Source organism: Franconibacter helveticus LMG 23732 (assembly GCF_000463115.2).
Lineage (GTDB): Bacteria > Pseudomonadota > Gammaproteobacteria > Enterobacterales > Enterobacteriaceae > Franconibacter > Franconibacter helveticus.
Window position 1 is genome coordinate 25837 of record NZ_AWFX01000009.1, and the last position, 17652, is coordinate 43488.

Sequence of the window (17652 nt, forward strand, 5' to 3'; positions counted from 1 at the left end):
TTAAAGGGCCGTTTTTTTTGCCTCAGAAGTCGTAGCCTACGGTTGCCACTACCGAGCGCTCCGCTCCCCAGTAGCAGTTAGTGGTGTAGCAGCCGGAAACGTACTCGCGGTCGGTCAGGTTGGTGGCGTTAACCTGCACGAAAGCGCCTTTCAGCGCGCTGTTCCAGGCGCCTAAATCCGCTTTGATCATCGCATCCACCAGCGTGACCGAAGGCACGCGGTTGTTGTTCTGGTCGTCAGCCCACTGTTTGCCGATATAGCGCACGCCTGCGCCTGCGGTGATGCCGTAATCAAACTGGTAATGCGCCCAGAAAGAGGCTATCTGATCCGGCGTCAGCAGCGGCGTGTTGCCGTCTTTGCCGCCGAGCGAGTCTTCAAAGCGCACCCGGTTCCAGCTGTAGCCTGCAATCGTGCTCAGGCGCGGCGTAATCTGGTTGCGCGCTTCAAGCTCCACTCCCTGGGAATGCACGTTGCCTGCCGCCTGATAGGTGGCGGTGGCAATGTTTTCGTCGCGCTGGGAGACATCTTTTTGCTTCAGATCGTACATGGCGACGGTATACATATCTGACGTGCCCGGCGGCTGGTACTTCAGGCCGCCCTCGTATTGCTCAGAGGTGCTTGGTTTAAGCAGCGCGCCGTTCGCATCGTAGAGAATCGACGGGGTGATCGCCTGGCTGTAGCTGATATAAGGCGAAAGACCGTTTTCAAAGGCATACAGCAGCGAAGCGCGACCGCCGACGTGATCGTCGGAGCGACGATAGCCGGTGCCGTAAGCGTTGCTGTACTGGCGCGCCACGATGCGGTCATAGCGGCCTGAAAGCGTCGCGTGCCAGCGGTTCCACTCCAGCTCATCCTGCAAATAAACGCCCGCCTGGTAGTAGCGGCGGTTGAAATCGTCGCTGCTGGTGACGACATGACCCGTTTGCGCGGTATAGCCGGTAAAAGGATTGAGCGGCGCGGCCGTGCCGTATTCACCCAAAATATCGTTGCGGAAGCGGTGATATTCCGCGCCCAGAATAACGTTATGGTTCACCTCGCCGGTGTTGAACTGCGCCTGCAAGCGGTTATCGGTCGACCAGCCGTCCAGCGACTCTTGATAACCCACATAGCCGCGGTTCAGCAGGTCGCTGTCGCCCGCCCAGCCATTCTGGTAAACCTGATCGAGCCCAACGTTGGTGTGGGTGTAGCTGCCGCTGGAGTGTACTGACCAGATCTCGTCGAAGCGATGATCGAACTCATAGCTGTAGATCTGCTCGCGGCGCTGGTAGCCGTCGCCCGGATCGCCTTCGTTGTAATGATTGCTGACTTTGCGGCCGTTGTGCGAATAAAGCGATCCTTCCAGCGGCGAAGAGCCGTGGTAGCCGCCGGAGGGATCTTTTTGCAGGTAAGCGCGCAGCAGCAGGCTGGTGTCGGCGTCGGGCTGCCAGAACAAAGAAGGGGAGATGGCGTAACGCTCTTCGCGCGTGTTGTCATACTGCGTATCGGTGTTGCGGGTAATGCCGGTGATGCGGTAAGCCCACTGGTCGTTGATGGCGTCGGTATAGTCAAACGCGCCGCTTTTCGTTGCCTGGGTTCCGGCGGCGAGGCGGAAATGGCCTTCCGACTGGAACTGCGGGCGTTTAGAGGTGAGGTTCACCAGGCCGCCGGGAATGCTCTGGCCGTAAAGCGCCGAAGAGGGGCCTTTGATGACATCCACACGCTCAATAAACCACGGGTCTATCTGCAAAATGCTGTGGCTGCCGCCGTCGCTCATCAGGCGCATGCCGTCGAGGAAAATATTGTCCACATCGCCGCCATGGAAGCCGCGCAGGGCAATGGCGTCGAAGCGCGTTGCGCCGCCGCCGATATTCGAAAAGACCCCTGGCGTATAGTTCAGCGCTTCGGTAAACGTACTGGCGCCCTGGTCTTCCATTTGCTGGCGGGTGACGACGGAAACCGACTGGCCGGTGGTTATCAACGGCTCATCGGTTTTGGTCGCGCCGCGGGAGGTTTTCACCGTGTAGCCCTGAGTGGGTGAAGTGGCGGTTTCCGCCGGGGCGGCGCTGACGGTAATAGTCTCTTCCGCAAGCGTCGCCTGCGGCGCGATGAGCGCCAGCGCGCAGAGGAAAGCGGGGCGCTTTAACGTTAATGCCAGAGTCATAGTGTTCTTCTCGGTTTTGCCGGGCGGCCATGAGTTAAAAAGAATGCGAATTATTATCGTTATCGAAAAGGGGTTCAAGTATCAAAATTGGCAGGGGGGAAAGCTATAACCGCATGATTAGTGGGCTATTCGTTCACGCTTCAGGCAGGGGGCGATAAAAAAGCCCTCGCTGAGGAGGGCTTGTGGAGTTACTGGGCAGGGGCAGGCTGAACCTGTCCATCTTTCAGCGGCGCGGCCGCTGCGTTGGCACTGTCTGCTGCGTTGGCATTGCCTGCTGCGTTGGTATTGTCTGCTGCGCTCTGCGGCTGGCTGTTGTTGACCGGCTTCGCCGTTTCAGCCGACGCACTGTCGGCGGAAGCGGATGCCGGTTCGCTCTGCGCGGCGTTGCCCGTCAGCGGCTGGCTGGTTTTATCCTGCAAAGGCTTCGCGTCGCCGGCAGCAAGGCTTGCCGCCGGGCGCGTTTCCGGCACGTTGTCGCATGGCGTTTTCTCGCCGCACAGCATATCCAGCATCTTCAGCGTGACGCCGTTGCTCCAGCCAAAGCCATCCTGCAACGGGTATTCACCGCCGCCGCCGCCCGTGCCGGTGGTGGTGACATCATATTTCTCCACCAGCTTCTGTTCGCGGTTGTAGGTGTGCTGCACGTTAGTGAGGAAGCGCCAGGTGACGTCCATCGCCAGATCTTTATGGCCGTAGTTATCAAGCCCCACGGTCGCGACCCATTGCAGCGGCGCCCAGCCGTTGGGCGCGTCCCACTGCTGGCCGGTTTTTTGCGTGGTGGTCAGCACGCCGCCCGCTTTAAGCAGCTGAGACTGGGTGGCGGCAGCGACTTTATCAGCGCGATCCTGCGCGGCCGCCTTCACGTACAGCGGAAAGAGCGCGGCGGCGGTAAGCTGGTCGCGCACGGCGTTGCGGCGCAGATCGTAATCGGCGTACCAGCCGCGCTTGTCGTTCCACAGGTTCGCTTCAATAGCCTGCTGGCGCTTGTTGGCAAGCTCGTCATACTGCGCCGCCCCGGCGTTATCGCCTGCCGCTTTGCTGGCGCGGGCAAGGGTTTTTTCCAGCTGGTACATCAGGGCGTTTAAATCCACCGGCACAATGGAAGTGGTGTGGATCGTGCCAAGTTTTTCCGGGTTATCCATCCAGCGCGAGCTGAAATCCCAGCCGGAAGCCGCGCCAGCGCGCAGATCGCGGTAAATCTCGGTGGCCGGGCGGTCCGGGTTGTTTTTGGCGGTGGTGACGTCGTCAAGCCAGGACTCGGTGCGCGGCGTGTCGCGGTCATCCCAGTAGCGGTTTAGCAGCGAGCCATCTTTGAGTTTCACCACCCGCTTGCTGGCGCTGCCGTTGGCCAGGGCATCGCTGCCTTCCATCCAGTAAGCGTATTCCGCTTTAAGCTGCGGCAGATACGTTTTCAGCGTCTCATCACCCTCTTTGGTCGCCAGCAACTCCACCATAAACGCGAAGAACGGCGGCTGCGAACGGCTCAGGTAGTAGCTGCGGTTGCCGTTCGGGATATGTCCCCAGGCATCAATTTCATGGGCGAAGTTATCGACCATATCCTGCACTTTATCCCAGTGACCGCTCTCGGCGAGCCCCAGCATGGTGAAGTAGCTGTCCCAGTAATAGACTTCGCGAAAGCGTCCGCCCGGCACCACGTAAGGTTTGGGCAGCGGCAGCAGCGAATCCCATTTGCCGGCGGTATCGGTGGTGCGGGTCAGCACTGGCCACAGGTCGTCGATATGCGCCCGCAGGCTCTGGCCGGCAGGCGGCACATATTTTTCTCCAGCGGCAGGCAGGGTGAAGTTCACATCCACGAAGTGGCGCAGGTCAAAGCCGGACTGATTACGCTGCATGCGGTAGTCAGCCAGAATCATCAGCGGATCGCCCTTCGGCACCGCGTCGGCGAAGGTTTTCTGGTCCGGGAAAAGTTTGGCGCTTTGCACATCGGTAAACAGCGGTCCCAGCAGCGCATCGGGGGGCTGCGGGAAGGTGCGGGCCGCAGGCGCCTCTTCTGCGCCAGCGGGCAGCGCGGTGAAGGCCAGCAGCGCGCCGCTAAGGCCAAGCTGTATGGCGAGCAGGAGCGTCCGTGGTCGGCGCAACAGGGGTTTGGTCATCGATTCTTCTCCTTATCGAATGCGCAGCCAGGGACGCTGCGATCAAGCCTATGAAAACCTTAGACGAATATCGACGAGACGAGGACCGCAGGGAGCCCTTTTTGCCGCTTTTCGTTTTTCCGGCACCTATATCGCGCGGAAAATCGCCAGGCGGAAGATGCCTCGTGACGTCGAGAATACGCTCGCTTTACGCCGCGCGTAAACCAGTCAGCCTTGTTTGTCCGGGTTCAGCGGCTGGAAAACTGCGCATAGCATGCCGTCCGGCTGACGCCTGCGCTGTCAGCCGGACGAATGAGCAGAAAAAAGACGGCCAGGCGAAAGGGATGAAGAGAGGAGAGAGGCGGGCGCCGCCTCAGGCGGCGTTATCAGGCCAGGCGACAGGCGGCACGCCGTTGAGAAGCGGACGGGCGAAAAGGTAGCCCTGAAAACGCTGAATACCCGCCGCCTGCAACCAGCACCACTCTTCAACCTTTTCGACCCCTTCGGCGACAATGGTAATTTCCAGCGCCGCGCAGCAGTTGATAATCGCCTGCACGATAGCCTGCTTCGGGCCGTTAATATGGATATCGCTTACCAGCGTGCGGTCGAGCTTGAGCTTTTCCGGCTGAAATTTCGACAGCAGCGAAAGCCCGGCGAAGCCGGAGCCAAAATCGTCTATCGCCAGCGCGATGCCCGCCGAGCGAAGCTGGCGGATGGCAATAACAAACTCGTCGAAGCGGGAGATAACTTCATCTTCGGTAACTTCCACCACCACCTGCTCGGGAATAAGCCCGTTGCGGGCAATCTGATCAAGCAGGATGCCGACGGCGTTCGGCACCATCACCAGCGACATCGGCAGCAAATTCACGGCGATTTTGTGATTGCCGATACCGATGCGTTTCGCCAGCGCGAAAGCATAATTTTTGGAAAGCAGATCCGCCTCATAAACTTTTTCCGGGGCGACAGAGGCGAAATAGTCCGCAGGCGAACCGCCGTCGGTGCCGCGGATGAGAGCTTCCAGCGAGCTTATCTGTCCGCGCAGCGGCTCCACGATAGGCTGCAAAGCGAACTGGCAAGGCTGGCCTGGGATAAGATCCATGGGAAGGGAAAAGGGGTTTTCGCGGGTGGCGAAGCGCCAGTTTCCGCTGTCCGGGCAGGGCAGCAGGTGCGCGCGCCAGTGGCCTTCGACAAAAGAGCGGATAAATTTCAGCGCCCGGTCATCATAGGCGAGGTTATAGCGGGAAGTGCCTTTTTGCAGCACCGCTTCAAGAATGGAGCCCTGGGCATACCGGCGCGTGTCGAACAGTTCCATGCCCAGGTTGCCGAAGCGGCGCAGCGGCGCGTAATCGCGCATTAATTCTACCAGGTTGCAGTGGCGCGGGTCGCGGCGAATACTGCCGTAAACCTGGTTCACCGCGCTTTCCGCGCCTTCGAGCACCTGAAGGAAATAGTCGCCATCGAAAAGCAAAATGCCGGTGATTTCCAGCGCCGCGTTGCGCGCCTGCGCTTTGGTCACAATCTGGTTTAACTCTTTAACACTGCACGCAGGGCTCAGGCGGCTGCGATAAATCAGGGTCGATAACATGCTTTTCATTCCGTTAAGCTCGCTGATAACCCCGAAACGCTTCGCCAGAGGCGGCGCGTTGCAGGTTACTGAGGCATATTTGCGTTAAGTTTCGGATCAGAAAGCGTAATAAAGTCAGACTGTTCCCATAGCAGGCTGGCCCGCATTGTGCGGACGAAAGGATACTAACACTCACTGGCGACAACGTGAACGGCTCTTACTGTAAAAGCGGAAAAAGTTAAGCGATGCTTCAGGATTGCCGTGCGCAGGCCGTGGACGAAAAGGCGGCAGGATCGGCAAAAAAAAGCCCCGCCAGCAGTCGGGGCAAACCAAAAACGCGCCGGAGTCGCAGCCAGCCGGCGCAAAAGGAGAACGAAGCGTAATGCAATGAGCCTGCCCGCAGACAGGCTCGCGTACTCAGAAGCGCATGCTCAGGCCCGCCTGTACGCTGGCGTCGTTATCCACGTCGCCCGTACCGTAATAAACCCCGGCGTTAAGGCTGACGTTTTTATTAACGGTCGCCGTCATAGCTGGCGCTCAGCGCCTCGGTCATGCCGGTAGTCGCGCCGGTCACGTTGTGCGCGGACAGGTTGTAACGCATGTCGCCCCAGGTAACGGCGCCGTCGGCAAACAGGCCCCAGTTGCGCTCGTGCAGCGCCTGCTGCCAGCCGCCGTACAGGCTATAGAAGTTGCCGTAAACGGTGTTTTTAAAGGTATTCGCGCCGCCGCTGTTGCTTTGCGTGCGGTTGCGGGCGTAACCGAGCGCGATGCCGGCGCTGACCGCATCGCCGTTATCAAGCCGGGTGGTCCAGTCCACGCCGCCCTGCATCCCCTGCATTACGCTTTTGTAATCCACGTCGTCGCTGTAGTCGCCGTTCTGGTAGAGAAAATCGCCCCAGACCTGCGCCCCTTCCTGCACGCCGTTATAAAGGTTTGATGCATAAAGCGTATCAAGACGGCTGAACAGGTCGTCCGCCATCGCGCCGCCAGATTGTTTAGCCGCATCGAGTCCGGCAATCATCCCCTGCACATCGCTCGCCAGCGCATGGCGGTTGCTGTTCGGGACGGCGGAATATGTCGTGACGTCAGGCGTCATTTGCTGCGCATCTGCGCCAATCACAATCTCGTTGCTGTAGTTCCACGCGCCGCTGCGGTTGGTGACCTGCTTCTCGCCATTTTGGAAGTTCACGTCCAGCGCCTGCTGTACCGAAGCGGGCACTGACGGCGCGGCTTTCAACAACGTTGCCGGTCATCTGGCTGTTACTGGCCAGCGAAACCGACGCGTTCGTGCTGGCGGTAGTGATATCGCCATTCACGGCGGCGCCGTTTTGCACGGCGATCGAGGTATCGCCAGCCGCATTTTTTCCTTTAATGCTGCCGTTCAGCGTACTGTTGTCGATGACAATCTGCGTGGCGCTGTTGCCTGCCAGCATAATATCGCCGTCCAGCAGGCTGCGGTTAGCCAGGCTGACCGCCGACGCGCCGCCGTCGTTCATCACGGCGACATCGCCAGTCACATGGCTGTTATCCAGCGCGACACGGGTGTTTTGCGTGCCGTAAACGCCCACGGCGATAGTGTTATTCAGCAGCTCCGGATCAATAACAATGTCTTTGCCGGTAACGGCATTAAAAAGGGAGATAATTTTTGTGATGTCGCCGTCTACCGTCTGGGCGGCGCGGTTATTAGTGGCATCCACGGCGCTGTTTGTTAGCGCAACGGAAGCATCGGCCTGATAACTTGCCGCCATAATCGTGCCGGTATTGATCGCGCTGTCTGCCACGCTCACATTATTCGCGCCGCTGCCAGCGGTAAAAATAGAGCCGTTAATCTGGCTGCCGTTAGTAATGGAAATGGCATGGTTGCCGGCGTCGCGGGCGTCAATATAAATAGCCGCCCCCATCATATAATCTTTATCGCTGCTTTTGGCATAAGTGCCATAAGCGGTGCCCTGTTGCTGGCCGTTCAGCGTGGAATGGTCAACCGTAATATTGATATTGGTCGCCTGGTCTTTATCGCCCGCTTCAATCATGTCGGTCGTCGCGCCGTTTTGCAGCGTAATATTCACCGTGCCGCCCATGCCGCCATGAATATAAGTGCCGGACATATTTGTGCCGGAAACCACCAGCGATTCGGTATCTTCTGCGGTTTTACGGTCATACATATAGATGGCGTCGCTGTTCGATTGGTCCGACATGATCGCCGAGCCGTTAGCGCCATCCACAAACAGCGTATCTTTACCCGTTTTATCATCGCTTTCGCGCAGGCCGCAGGTGGTTGTCTGTCCCTCAGCGCATAGGGTGGCGGGGATAACGCTCTTCGCCAGTGCGGAAGAGGAGGAGGCAGCAACCAGCGCCAGGAAAATACATTTTGCCAGTGCAGTTTTCTTTAAGTTCTTATTCATTATTCATCCCTATGAGTCGTTCCTGAGCCAGACGCCCTGTTTAACCGAGAAAAGCGGGGCTGGAAGTAGAGGCGATAACGTCTTTGCGTATCGGGATGGGTTTTTACCGCGTGGGAAAAAGTAAAAAAAGCAGCGGTTATTATTCACTGACATTATGTTTAATAACGGCAACAGAACGCGATAGATTAAGAAATTTTGTTGTATATGGTGTGTATAACAAAACTTTGTTAATTCAATAATGTCCAGTTTTGGATTGTTTTTGGGGCATTTATCTTATGAATATAAAAAGGACTTTTTTGCCGTAAATATGATCGTTAATAAAGTGGGAGTTAATAAAGAAGGCAGTAAACGTTAATAAAATAAAAGTTCGGCCGGCAGCGAAATATTACGCAGGATACATTTTGTCATAGCTTACTTTTAAGCAAGCAGAACGGGTTATCGGCTACGCCGCTCTGCCTGAAAGGAAAATAAACGCCGTGAGGATTATTGCCCTTTCGCGCCAATGGCGTTCAGGGCGTTCAGCGCGTCGTCCGGCAAAACCAGCTGGCTGGCGGCCAGGTTTTCCCGCAGATGGGCAACGGATGAGGTTCCCGGGATCAACAGTATGTTAGGAGAGCGGCGCAGCAGCCAGGCAAGCGCCACCTGCATCGGCGTCGCTTCCAGGCGCGCGGCGACATCCGCGAGCGCTGATGACTGCAACGGCGTAAAACCGCCCAGCGGGAAGAAGGGGACGAAGGCAATACCTTCACGCGCCAGTTCATCAATCAAGGGGTCGTCCTGGCGTTGGGCAATATTGTAAAGGTTTTGCACGCACACAATTTTCGTCACGCTTTGCGCCTCTTTGACCTGCGTTGGGGTAACGTTGCTCAGGCCGATGTGCTTCACCAGCCCCTGCTGTTGCAGCCCGGCAAGCGCCGCCAGCGGCGCTTCGATGGAGCCTTCCGCCGGGCCGTGAACATCAAACATAATGCGCAGGTTCACCACCTCCAGCACCTCAAGCCGCAGGTTGCGCAGGTTGTCATGCACCGCCCGGGTCAGCCCCTCGGGCGAAAGATCAGGCAGCCAGCCGCCTTGCGCATCGCGCCGCGCGCCGATCTTCGTCACGATGGTCAGATTATCAGGATACGGATGCAGCGCCTCGCGGATAATCTGGTTGGTAATGTGCGGGCCATAAAAATCGCTGGTGTCGATGTGGTTTACGCCTCGCTCAACCGCCTCCCGCAGCACCGAAAGCGCGGCATGACGATCTTTTGGCGCGCCGAAAACGCCAGGACCGGCAAGCTGCATCGCGCCATAGCCCATGCGCTTCACGCGGCGGCTGCCAAGGGTAAACGTGTCGGGAGTGTCGGTATGGGTCATGGTGATTGCCTCTTGCTTTATGAGATGCACAGAAGTATATGAAGGATCCTTCAGCTTTAGAATTCGCATTCTATGACGATGATGAACACCACGCTGAAGCCGCGTAAAACGCCGCTTCAGGCGCGCTCGACCGCCACGGTGGAGGCGCTGCACACCGCAACCATTCAGGTTTTAACGCGGGAAGGATTAAGCCGCTGCACCACTACGCGCGTCGCCCGGCGGGCGGGCATGTCGGTCGGCAGCCTTTATCAGTACTACCCCAACCGCGACGCGCTGCTTGCCGCGGTGCTGGAAAACCATCTGGACGGCATCGCCACGGCGGTGGAAACGGTCTGCCGCCAACAGCAGGGCGCGAACACGGCAGAGATGGCCCGCGCGCTGGCGGCCGCGTTTCTCGCCGCGAAGCTTCGCGACCCGCAGGAGTCGCGGGCGCTGTATGCAGTGGCGGCGGAGCGGGGAGGGGCGCAACAAGCGGCGCAGGCCTATGGACGCATGGCGGCCTCGATAACCGCTATGCTGGCGAGCGCCAGCAACAAGACCTTCGCCGACCCGGCGTTAATTGCCACGGTGACGCTAAGCAGCCTTATCGGACCGGTGCGCGCCGTGCTGGAAGGCCACACGCCGCCTGGGTTTGAGGCGGCCCTTGAGACTCAGCTTATCGTATTGCTGAGCGCCTGGTTACAGGCGGCGGAGTAAACCGCAAAGGGTTGAGGGTAAAGCCTGGGTGCAAGGCAGCGGGAACCGACGGGGCGAGTGTGCTCTTCTGCGCGCCAGGCTCAACGGCGCACCGCGCGGCGCTGAACGGTGCGGTAACGCGCTTTTACCGGTAATAGTTACAACATACTAAAAGAGGCTTAAGCCGGCGCCTGTATCAGGGCGCCGGCAACATCAAAACAGCGTATCCAGTTCGTCTGTCACGTTGTAATCGTCATCCACCAGCAGCAGCGTTTTCCATTTGTCGAACGTCAGGCAGGGGTGCGAGGTGCCGAACACCAGAATATCGCCCACCTCAACCTGCGCGTCGGCGCTGAGTTCCACCATGCAGTGCTGGTCCATGATCCCGACGCTGGTAACCGAATGCGGCGCCAGCGCCAGCGGCTCTCCATCGCGATAATGGGCGACGGGCTGCGGCAGTCCCGCATCAAAGGCGCAGTCGCGCTTGCCGAAATTCACCACTGCGCGGCCCGCTTCCGGCACCGACTGCACTATCGCCACCAGTTCAAGCGCGGAAGTCAGGTCGCCGCCGAGATCGCAGGCGATGCTGTCGCGAGCCATCAGTGCCTGCTGCGCCCCGGCATAAATGCCCCGATCGTGAGTGATATAACAGCCGGGGCGAATAACAATGCGGCATTGCGAAGGTTTTTCAACGCTCAGCCAGACGTTGCACACCACGTCATACCAGACGGTGCCTGCGCCGGTAAGAATAAACTCGCCATCAACAAACTTTTCCATGGCGCAGGCGAGCTGCGCGGCTTCGCGTAATAGCGCTTCCACCTGCGGCTGCGGGTTATCGCCGTGCAGAACGCCTTCATATAACTCCAGCCCGCGCAGGCGCAGCCCTGGCATCTGCGCTATTTTTTGCGCCAGCGTCAGCGCCGCCTCGCTGCTGCGACAACCGCAGCGCCCGCCCGCCACGCCCAGCTCCACCATGACATCCAGCGTCTGGTTTTGCGCGCTGAAAAAATCAGAAAGCTGGCGGGCGTTAGCCAGGCTATCCACGCAGCAAAGGTAATCCGCCTGGTGATAGTGCTGTTTTAGCTGAGAAACCACCGCCATATTCGCTTTGCCGACAAGCTGGTTCACCATCAGCACCCGCGTTATACCGCTCGCCATCGCCACACTCGCCTGCCAGGCGGTGCCGACGCCAATCGCCCATGCGCCCGCCGCCTGCTGCGCCTGGAAGATCCATGGCGTCATGGTGGTTTTGCCATGCGGCGCCAGGGAGACGCCGCGCGCATCCGCATAACGCTGCATCCAGTCAATATTGTTAAGCAGGGCCGATTTTTTAATGACAGCGGCAGGTAAACAGACCTCTTCTTTGAGCACGTTAGCCGGGGCGCGCATGCACGCCGCTTTGTGGGGTATCAACGTATCGGAGTGATATTTCATAACATATCCTGTACAGGTTTTGCATGCATTTACATGAGGGTAACATTATTAATTTATTGATATTTAAATATAAAATATGAATATATTGTTGTTCTTGAATAAAAGTATCAGAAAATCCTCTTACTTTTGCGTAGTCTTCCACTGTTTTTTCGGCTTGTAAATGCTTAACTTGTGGTCAGAGCAAAAAGGGAGCGAAAGGCTATGAAGGTGGACTGGCTATTTAAAAACGTCACTGTCATCGACGGCAGCGGCGGCCCGCAATACCGCGCAGATGTGGCGGTGAGCGGCGACAAAATTGTGGAGATAGCGCCCGGCATTACCGCGCAGGCGGCGCAGGTGACGCAAGGGGAAGGACGCGTGCTGGCGCCCGGTTTTATCGACGTGCATACGCATGATGATATCAACGTCATCCGCATGCCCGATTATCTGCCGAAAATCAGCCAGGGGATCACCACGGTTATCGTCGGCAACTGCGGCATCAGCGCGGCGACAGCCACTATCCGCAGTGACGTGCCGGACCCGATGAATCTGCTCGGCGAAAAAGCGCAGTTTGTCTACCCGACGGTAGACGCTTACGCCCACGCGCTGGAGGCGGCGCGCCCGGCTATCAATGTCGGGACGCTTATCGGCCACACCACGCTTCGCAACAACCATATGGACGATCTGTTTCGCGCCGCCGCGCCGCAGGAGATCGCCGCTATGCGCGCAGAGCTTCGCCATGCGCTGCAACAGGGCGCGCTTGGCATGAGCACCGGGCTTGCCTACGCCACGGCGTTTCAGGCGCCCACGCAGGAGGTGATGGCGCTGGCGCAAGAGCTGGCGGCGGAAAACGGCATTTACACCACCCATTTGCGCTCGGAGTTCGAACCCATTCTTGAGGCGCTGGATGAGGCGTTTCGTATTGGTCGCCACGGCAACGTGCCGGTTGTGGTCTCTCACCATAAGTGCGCCGGCGCCAAAAACTGGGGCCGCACGCGGGAAACGCTCGCGTTCTTCGATGAAATGCGCAAGCGCCAGGAGATAGCCTGCGACTGTTATCCCTATTCCGCCAGCTCCTCCACGCTGGATTTAAAACAGGTCACAGATGAATTCGACATTGTCATCACCTGGTCGCAGCCGCAGCCTGAACAGGCGGGCAAAACGTTGCAGCACATCGCCGCCGAATGGAACGTCAGCCTGCTGGAGGCGGCGAAGCGGCTGATGCCTGCGGGCGCCATTTACTACAACATGGACGAGCAGGATGTGCGCCGGGTGCTGCAATACCCGGTAACGATGATTGGCTCCGACGGCCTGCCCAATGACCCGATGCCGCACCCGCGGCTGTGGGGCGCTTTCCCGCGCGTGCTGGGCCACTACTGCCGTGACGAGCAGCTTTTTCCGTTAACCACGGCTATTCATAAAATGACCGGGCTTTCGGCGGCGCGTTTCCAGTTGCCCCGGCGCGGGCTTATCAAAACCGGCTATTTTGCCGATCTGGTGCTCTTCAACCCGGAAACGGTGCGCGACGTCGCGAGTTTCTCTGACCCTAAACAGCCTGCCGCGGGCATCGAGGCGGTTATGGTTAATGGCGTGATGAGCTACGGCCAGGATAAAAAGGTTATCGGACGGGCAGGGCGTTTCCTGCGCCGTCAACACGCTAAGGAGCAAGTATGAGCATTAAACGTTATGGAACGGAAGGCGGCACGGGCACCGGCGGGCAGCATCTGCCGTTCGCCCGCGCGGTTGAGGCGGGCGGCTGGCTCTATGTTTCCGGGCAAACGCCGATGAAAAACGGCGAGGTGGTGGAGGGCGGCATCGTCGACCAGTCCCGGCTGGCGATCCAGAACTGCGTGGAGATCATGACCGAGGCGGGCTATACGCTTGCCGACGTCGTGCACGTGAAGGTGATTTTAACCGACGCGCGCTATTTCCAGTCCTTTAATAAGGTGTTCAGAGAGTTTTTCGGCGACCATCCGCCCGCCCGTATTTGCTGCGTGGCGGATCTGGTGGTGGACTGCAAAGTGGAAGTTGACGTGACCTGCTATAACGCAGCGCGCGCGAAATAAAAGAAGACTGACTAAAAAGCAAAGCGTAACAGGCGAAAGCGATTTCGCCTGTATGCGGTTCCCTGCGCCTTTTTCAGGGCCACCGCTTCCATCAACTTATACTCTTCGCGCGGGCGAAAGTATTCACGAGTCTGGATGTGAGCAATGAATAATATGTCATTTCTGGTTTGGTTTACCCTTTACGCCTGCGCCATGATAGCCCTTGGCTGGTATGTTTCGCGGCATCAGAAAAATGGCGACGATTTCCTGCTTGGCGGGCGCTCCCTGCCGATGATATTAACGCTCGGCTCGACGGTCGGCACCATGGTGGGCACGGGTTCCAGCGTTGGCGCCGTAGGCTTCGGCTACACCAACGGCTGGGCGGGCATGCTTTATGGGCTGGGCGGCGCGGCGGGCATTTTGCTGGTGGCGTGGCTTTTCGCGCCGGTGCGTAAATTACGTTTTATGACCATGAGCGAAGAGCTCGCTTATTACACCGGCGGCAGCAAATTAATTAAAAATCTGGTGGCGGTATTAATATTTATCGCCTCGATTGGCTGGCTTGGCGCGCATATTCTGGGCGGCGGTTTATATCTTGCCTGGGCAAGCGGAATAGACATTAACGTCGCCAAAATAATTATCGCGCTGGCGTTTGTGGTGTATGTCGGCATTGGCGGTTACTCCGCCGTGGTCTGGATAGATACTATTCAGTCGGTGGTGCTGTTTGTCGGCTTTATTTTAATGGCGGTGCTGGCGGTGCAGCATGTCGGCGGCTGGGCGCACATTCAGCAGGCGGTCGACCCAGCGGCGCAAAGTCTGTTTGCGGTCGACAAGCTTGGCGTGCTGCCGGCGTTTTCGCTCGCCATGGTGATTGGCGTGGGCGTGCTGGCAACGCCCTCCTACCGCCAGCGTATCTATTCCGCTAAAACGGTCTCTTCGGTGCGCCAGTCCTTTACCATTACCGGGTTGCTTTACCTGCTCTTCTCATTTCTGCCAGCCATTATCGGCATGGCGGTCTGGACAATGAACGATCATCTGGATAACAGCGGTTTCGCCTTCCTGTTCGCCACCCAGGTGCTGCCGCCCGCGCTGGCAATGGCGGTGCTGATTGCCGGGATGTCCGCCAATATGTCCTCCGGCAGTTCAGACGCCATCGCCGGGGTGTCGATTATCCTGCGCGATCTCTACACCATGATAACGGGCCATATGCCCGCGCCGGAAAAAGCGATTCGCCTGTCGCGTATTTTCCTCGTGCTGGTTATCGCTCTGGCGCTGCTTTTTGCAATGACCTCTAACGACATCATCAGCTACATCACGAAGATGATTTCAATGATCATGTCCGGCATGTTTATCTGCTCGATTCTGGGGCGTTTCTGGACGCGCTTTAACTGGCAGGGCGCGCTGGCGGCGCTGGCAGGCGGGGCAGGCGCCTCGGCGGTGGTGCTGATGAACGACGCCTGGCTCGCCTTCTGGGGCAACCCATGCCTGCCTTCGGTGCTGACCAGCCTGGCCTGCGGCGTGGTGGTGACGCTGGTCACGCCTGCCAGCGCCCGCAGCCGCGAAGAGGCGCTTGAGATGATCACGCGCGAGCGTGAAAGCCAGCCGGAAGCGCCGCCGCTGCCCATTGGCAAGCGTAAGGCCTCTGAAGGCTAACCACAGAAAACCACTGGCGGGCAGGGCTCGCCAGTGTTAATCCCCCAGCGGCTGGCGGTCCGCGCCGCCGCGATGGCTGTCGAGCGCAAGCTTAATGCGGCGCAGCCGGTCTTTGGTCTGCGCTTTGTTCGCCATCGCCAGCTCTGTCGCCAGCACATCCACCATCGCCAGCATCGCGTAGCGCGAGGTGCTCGGCTTAAAGATGTAATCGTTCTCCCGCACCAGCAGCGGCAACACCAGGTCCGCCTGCTGCGCAAGCGGCGTGTCGGGCGGCGTGACGGCGATAATCCTGGCGCCATATTGCCGGGCGATGGCGGCGCTTTCGGTGATTTCCGGCGTATAGCCGCCAATCGAGAGCGCCACTATCACATCCTGCGGCGTCACGGCGGAACACATCATGCGCACCAGCAGCCCGTCGTTCTGGCTGACCACCGGCAATCCCAGGCGGAAAAAGCGGTGCTGCAACTCCTGCGAGCAAATCGTTGAGCCGCCGCCCATGCCGATGGCGAGGATTTGCCGCGCCTGGCTTAGCCAGCTCACAGCGGTGTTAAGCGACTCGCTGTTAAGCGCCCGCCGGTTGGTCTCCAGCACGCTGATAATCGATTCATAAATGCCCTGCACCCCTTCCAGGTCAGGCACGTCAAGAATAAAGCGCTGCCCGACGGCAAGCGACTGCGCCAGTTTCATTTTCAGCTCCCGCACATCCTTGCAGCCCAGCGCGCGGGCGAAGCGGGTGACAGACGCCTGGCTGGTGCCGGTAAGACGCGCCAGCTCGGCGATAGGCAGGTCCGCGGCGGCGGCGATATCATCAAGAATAAACTGGGCGATGCGCTTCTCCGTGGCGGTCAGTTCCACAAAGCGGTCGGTGATGCAGGAGATAATGTCAATCGAATAGGCCATGCGCAGTATCAGTCAGCGTGTCAGGGAAGGGTACTTTGTACCATATTTCGCCGGGAAAGGCTGAAGGGTTCGCTGCTGCGCGACATCAACGGCGCCGCTGGCAGTCTGCCGACTTTGCCAGCGGCGAAGCGCAGGCCCGTCAGCCGCGCTGCGTGACGCGCACCCCCTCGCTTTCTTTATACGCAGCAAAGGCGCAAAGCGCGGAGCCGACCAGCAGCGTCAGGCCGAAGGCGAACGGGCTCCACCAGCCGATGGCGTCAAACAGCAGCCCGCCTATACCCGCCCCAAGCGTAATCGCAAGCTGGATCACGGCGACCATCAGTCCGCCGCCCGCTTCGGCGTCGTCAGGCAGGGCGCGGCTCAGCCATAACCCCCACGTTACCGGCGCAGGCGTCGCAATCAGCCCCCACAGCGCCAGCAGGGTCGCCACCGCCGCAAACGAGGCGCCGAACTCAATGAGTAAGCCCGCCAGCACCGCCATCGACAGCGGGATAGCCATCAGCCAGGCATACAGCCGTTTCTCAAGCAGATGGCCGATGGCCCAGGTGCCGATAAGACCGAACCCGCCGAGCGCCAGCAGCGTAAGCGAAAGCTGGGTCACGGAGAGTTTTGTCACCTCTTCAAGAAAGGGGCGAAGGTAGGTGAAAATCGCAAACTGTCCCATAAACAGGAACATGATCCCGGCCATGCCCAGCGCCACCTGGGAAATGCGCAGCAGTGCAAAGGGGTTAACCGCGCCTTTCTTTTGCGGATAGCCAGGCAGCAGCGGGAGGCTGCGCCACTGCCAGAGAAAGGCCGCCACCGCGAGCGGAACCACGATAAAAAATGCGCCGCGCCAGCCGATGTACTGCCCGAGAAAGCTTCCCAGCGGCGCGGCGACGGTGGCGGCCAGCGCATTGCCGCCGTTTATCAGCGCAAGACCCCGCGCAACGGCATGCGACGGCACCAGCCGCATTACCGTTGCGGTGGACATAGACCAGAAGCCGCCGATGGCGACGCCAAGCAGCGCCCGGCCAGCCATAAACATCAGGCCGTTTACGGCAAAGGTCACCGCCAGGCCGGAGAACGTCAGCAGCAGCGTAAAAGTCAGCAACACCTTTTTCCTGTCGAGGCAGCCGGTCAGCGGCGTATTCAGCAGGCTGGTTATCACCGCGAACAAGCCTGAAACGGAAATCGCCTGGCCCGCCTGTCCCTGGCTGATGGCGAGATCCTGTGCGATGGGCGTCAGCAGGCTCACCGGCATAAACTCTGAAGCGATAAGCACGACAACGCCCAGCGCCATTGAAAAAACAGCGCCCCAGGCTGCCCGGGCCCCTGCCTGGCGAGGTTGAGAATAGGTCATTTTTATTTCCTGCGGTTAAAAGGGGATAACGATCTTAAAGCCGCTGGAGTGATTTGATTAGGTGGG

At 58.9% G+C, this 17652-nt stretch carries 13 protein-coding genes; 4 read left to right on the forward strand and 9 right to left on the reverse strand.

Annotation, left to right across the window (positions count from 1 at the left end; genetic code table 11):
• Window positions 1–22: 22 nt before the first annotated feature.
• The 6 genes from DW56_RS03195 to DW56_RS03220 form a co-directional block, all read right to left on the reverse strand.
• On the reverse strand, window positions 23–2140 hold the full coding sequence (locus DW56_RS03195) for a TonB-dependent siderophore receptor (protein ID WP_024551994.1): 2118 nt from the start codon (window positions 2138–2140) through the stop codon (window positions 23–25).
• Between the two features lie 188 nt (window positions 2141–2328).
• Window positions 2329–4254, reverse strand: coding sequence for an alpha,alpha-trehalase TreA (gene treA, locus DW56_RS03200; protein WP_024562079.1), 1926 nt, complete (start codon window positions 4252–4254; stop codon window positions 2329–2331).
• Between the two features lie 352 nt (window positions 4255–4606).
• Entirely contained in the window at window positions 4607–5818 is a 1212-nt protein-coding gene (locus DW56_RS03205) for a diguanylate phosphodiesterase (protein ID WP_024555231.1), read from the reverse strand.
• A 490-nt stretch (window positions 5819–6308) separates the two neighbouring features.
• Window positions 6309–6986, reverse strand: a complete 678-nt coding sequence (locus DW56_RS03210; RefSeq protein ID WP_139152863.1) for a hypothetical protein — start codon at window positions 6984–6986, stop codon at window positions 6309–6311.
• A complete protein-coding gene (locus DW56_RS03215; RefSeq protein WP_024555282.1) occupies window positions 6883–8199 on the reverse strand; it encodes an autotransporter outer membrane beta-barrel domain-containing protein in 1317 nt (438 codons plus the stop codon). Before DW56_RS03215 ends, DW56_RS03210 begins: the two co-directional genes overlap by 104 nt.
• A 483-nt stretch (window positions 8200–8682) precedes the next feature.
• Window positions 8683–9558: an aldo/keto reductase family oxidoreductase gene (locus DW56_RS03220; RefSeq protein ID WP_024562078.1), complete on the reverse strand. Its 876-nt coding sequence runs from the start codon at window positions 9556–9558 to the stop codon at window positions 8683–8685.
• A gap of 72 nt (window positions 9559–9630) precedes the next feature.
• Between DW56_RS03220 and DW56_RS03225 the strand changes: the two genes are divergently transcribed.
• Window positions 9631–10254, forward strand: a complete 624-nt coding sequence (locus tag DW56_RS03225) for a TetR/AcrR family transcriptional regulator (protein ID WP_024555111.1) — start codon at window positions 9631–9633, stop codon at window positions 10252–10254.
• Between the two features lie 192 nt (window positions 10255–10446).
• On the opposite strand, the gene DW56_RS03230 is transcribed toward DW56_RS03225, so the two are convergent.
• On the reverse strand, window positions 10447–11667 hold the full coding sequence (locus DW56_RS03230) for an amino acid deaminase (RefSeq protein ID WP_024562077.1): 1221 nt from the start codon (window positions 11665–11667) through the stop codon (window positions 10447–10449).
• Window positions 11668–11868: 201 nt separating this feature from the next.
• Between DW56_RS03230 and DW56_RS03235 the strand changes: the two genes are divergently transcribed.
• The 3 genes from DW56_RS03235 (at window position 11869) to DW56_RS03245 (ending at window position 15344) form a co-directional block, all read left to right on the forward strand.
• Window positions 11869–13320 carry an N-acyl-D-amino-acid deacylase family protein gene (locus tag DW56_RS03235; protein WP_024562076.1) on the forward strand — a complete coding sequence of 484 codons (1452 nt, stop codon included), beginning with the start codon at window positions 11869–11871 and terminating at the stop codon, window positions 13318–13320.
• Window positions 13317–13712, forward strand: a complete 396-nt coding sequence (locus DW56_RS03240; RefSeq protein WP_024555288.1) for a RidA family protein — start codon at window positions 13317–13319, stop codon at window positions 13710–13712. Before DW56_RS03235 ends, DW56_RS03240 begins: the two co-directional genes overlap by 4 nt.
• A 144-nt stretch (window positions 13713–13856) precedes the next feature.
• A complete protein-coding gene (locus DW56_RS03245; protein ID WP_024555289.1) occupies window positions 13857–15344 on the forward strand; it encodes a sodium:solute symporter family protein in 1488 nt (495 codons plus the stop codon).
• A 36-nt stretch (window positions 15345–15380) separates the two neighbouring features.
• On the opposite strand, the gene DW56_RS03250 is transcribed toward DW56_RS03245, so the two are convergent.
• Together DW56_RS03250 and DW56_RS03255 are read right to left on the reverse strand one after the other, a co-directional pair.
• Window positions 15381–16244, reverse strand: a complete 864-nt coding sequence (locus tag DW56_RS03250) for a MurR/RpiR family transcriptional regulator (protein WP_024555290.1) — start codon at window positions 16242–16244, stop codon at window positions 15381–15383.
• 139 nt (window positions 16245–16383) lie between these two features.
• Window positions 16384–17586 (reverse strand): MFS transporter, encoded by a 1203-nt coding sequence (locus DW56_RS03255; protein ID WP_029589727.1) that lies wholly within the window; start codon window positions 17584–17586, stop codon window positions 16384–16386.
• Window positions 17587–17652 lie beyond the last annotated feature (66 nt).

Coding starts and splice junctions, on each gene's coding strand:
- treA (WP_024562079.1), bottom strand. CDS start 4,254: ATGACCAAACCCCTGTTGCGCCGACCACGGACGCTCCTGCTCGCCATA.
- DW56_RS03245 (WP_024555289.1), top strand. CDS start 13,857: ATGAATAATATGTCATTTCTGGTTTGGTTTACCCTTTACGCCTGCGCC.
- DW56_RS03240 (WP_024555288.1), top strand. CDS start 13,317: ATGAGCATTAAACGTTATGGAACGGAAGGCGGCACGGGCACCGGCGGG.
- DW56_RS03195 (WP_024551994.1), bottom strand. CDS start 2,140: ATGACTCTGGCATTAACGTTAAAGCGCCCCGCTTTCCTCTGCGCGCTG.
- DW56_RS03230 (WP_024562077.1), bottom strand. CDS start 11,667: ATGAAATATCACTCCGATACGTTGATACCCCACAAAGCGGCGTGCATG.
- DW56_RS03255 (WP_029589727.1), bottom strand. CDS start 17,586: ATGACCTATTCTCAACCTCGCCAGGCAGGGGCCCGGGCAGCCTGGGGC.
- DW56_RS03205 (WP_024555231.1), bottom strand. CDS start 5,818: ATGTTATCGACCCTGATTTATCGCAGCCGCCTGAGCCCTGCGTGCAGT.
- DW56_RS03225 (WP_024555111.1), top strand. CDS start 9,631: ATGACGATGATGAACACCACGCTGAAGCCGCGTAAAACGCCGCTTCAG.
- DW56_RS03220 (WP_024562078.1), bottom strand. CDS start 9,558: ATGACCCATACCGACACTCCCGACACGTTTACCCTTGGCAGCCGCCGC.
- DW56_RS03235 (WP_024562076.1), top strand. CDS start 11,869: ATGAAGGTGGACTGGCTATTTAAAAACGTCACTGTCATCGACGGCAGC.
- DW56_RS03215 (WP_024555282.1), bottom strand. CDS start 8,199: ATGAATAAGAACTTAAAGAAAACTGCACTGGCAAAATGTATTTTCCTG.
- DW56_RS03250 (WP_024555290.1), bottom strand. CDS start 16,244: ATGGCCTATTCGATTGACATTATCTCCTGCATCACCGACCGCTTTGTG.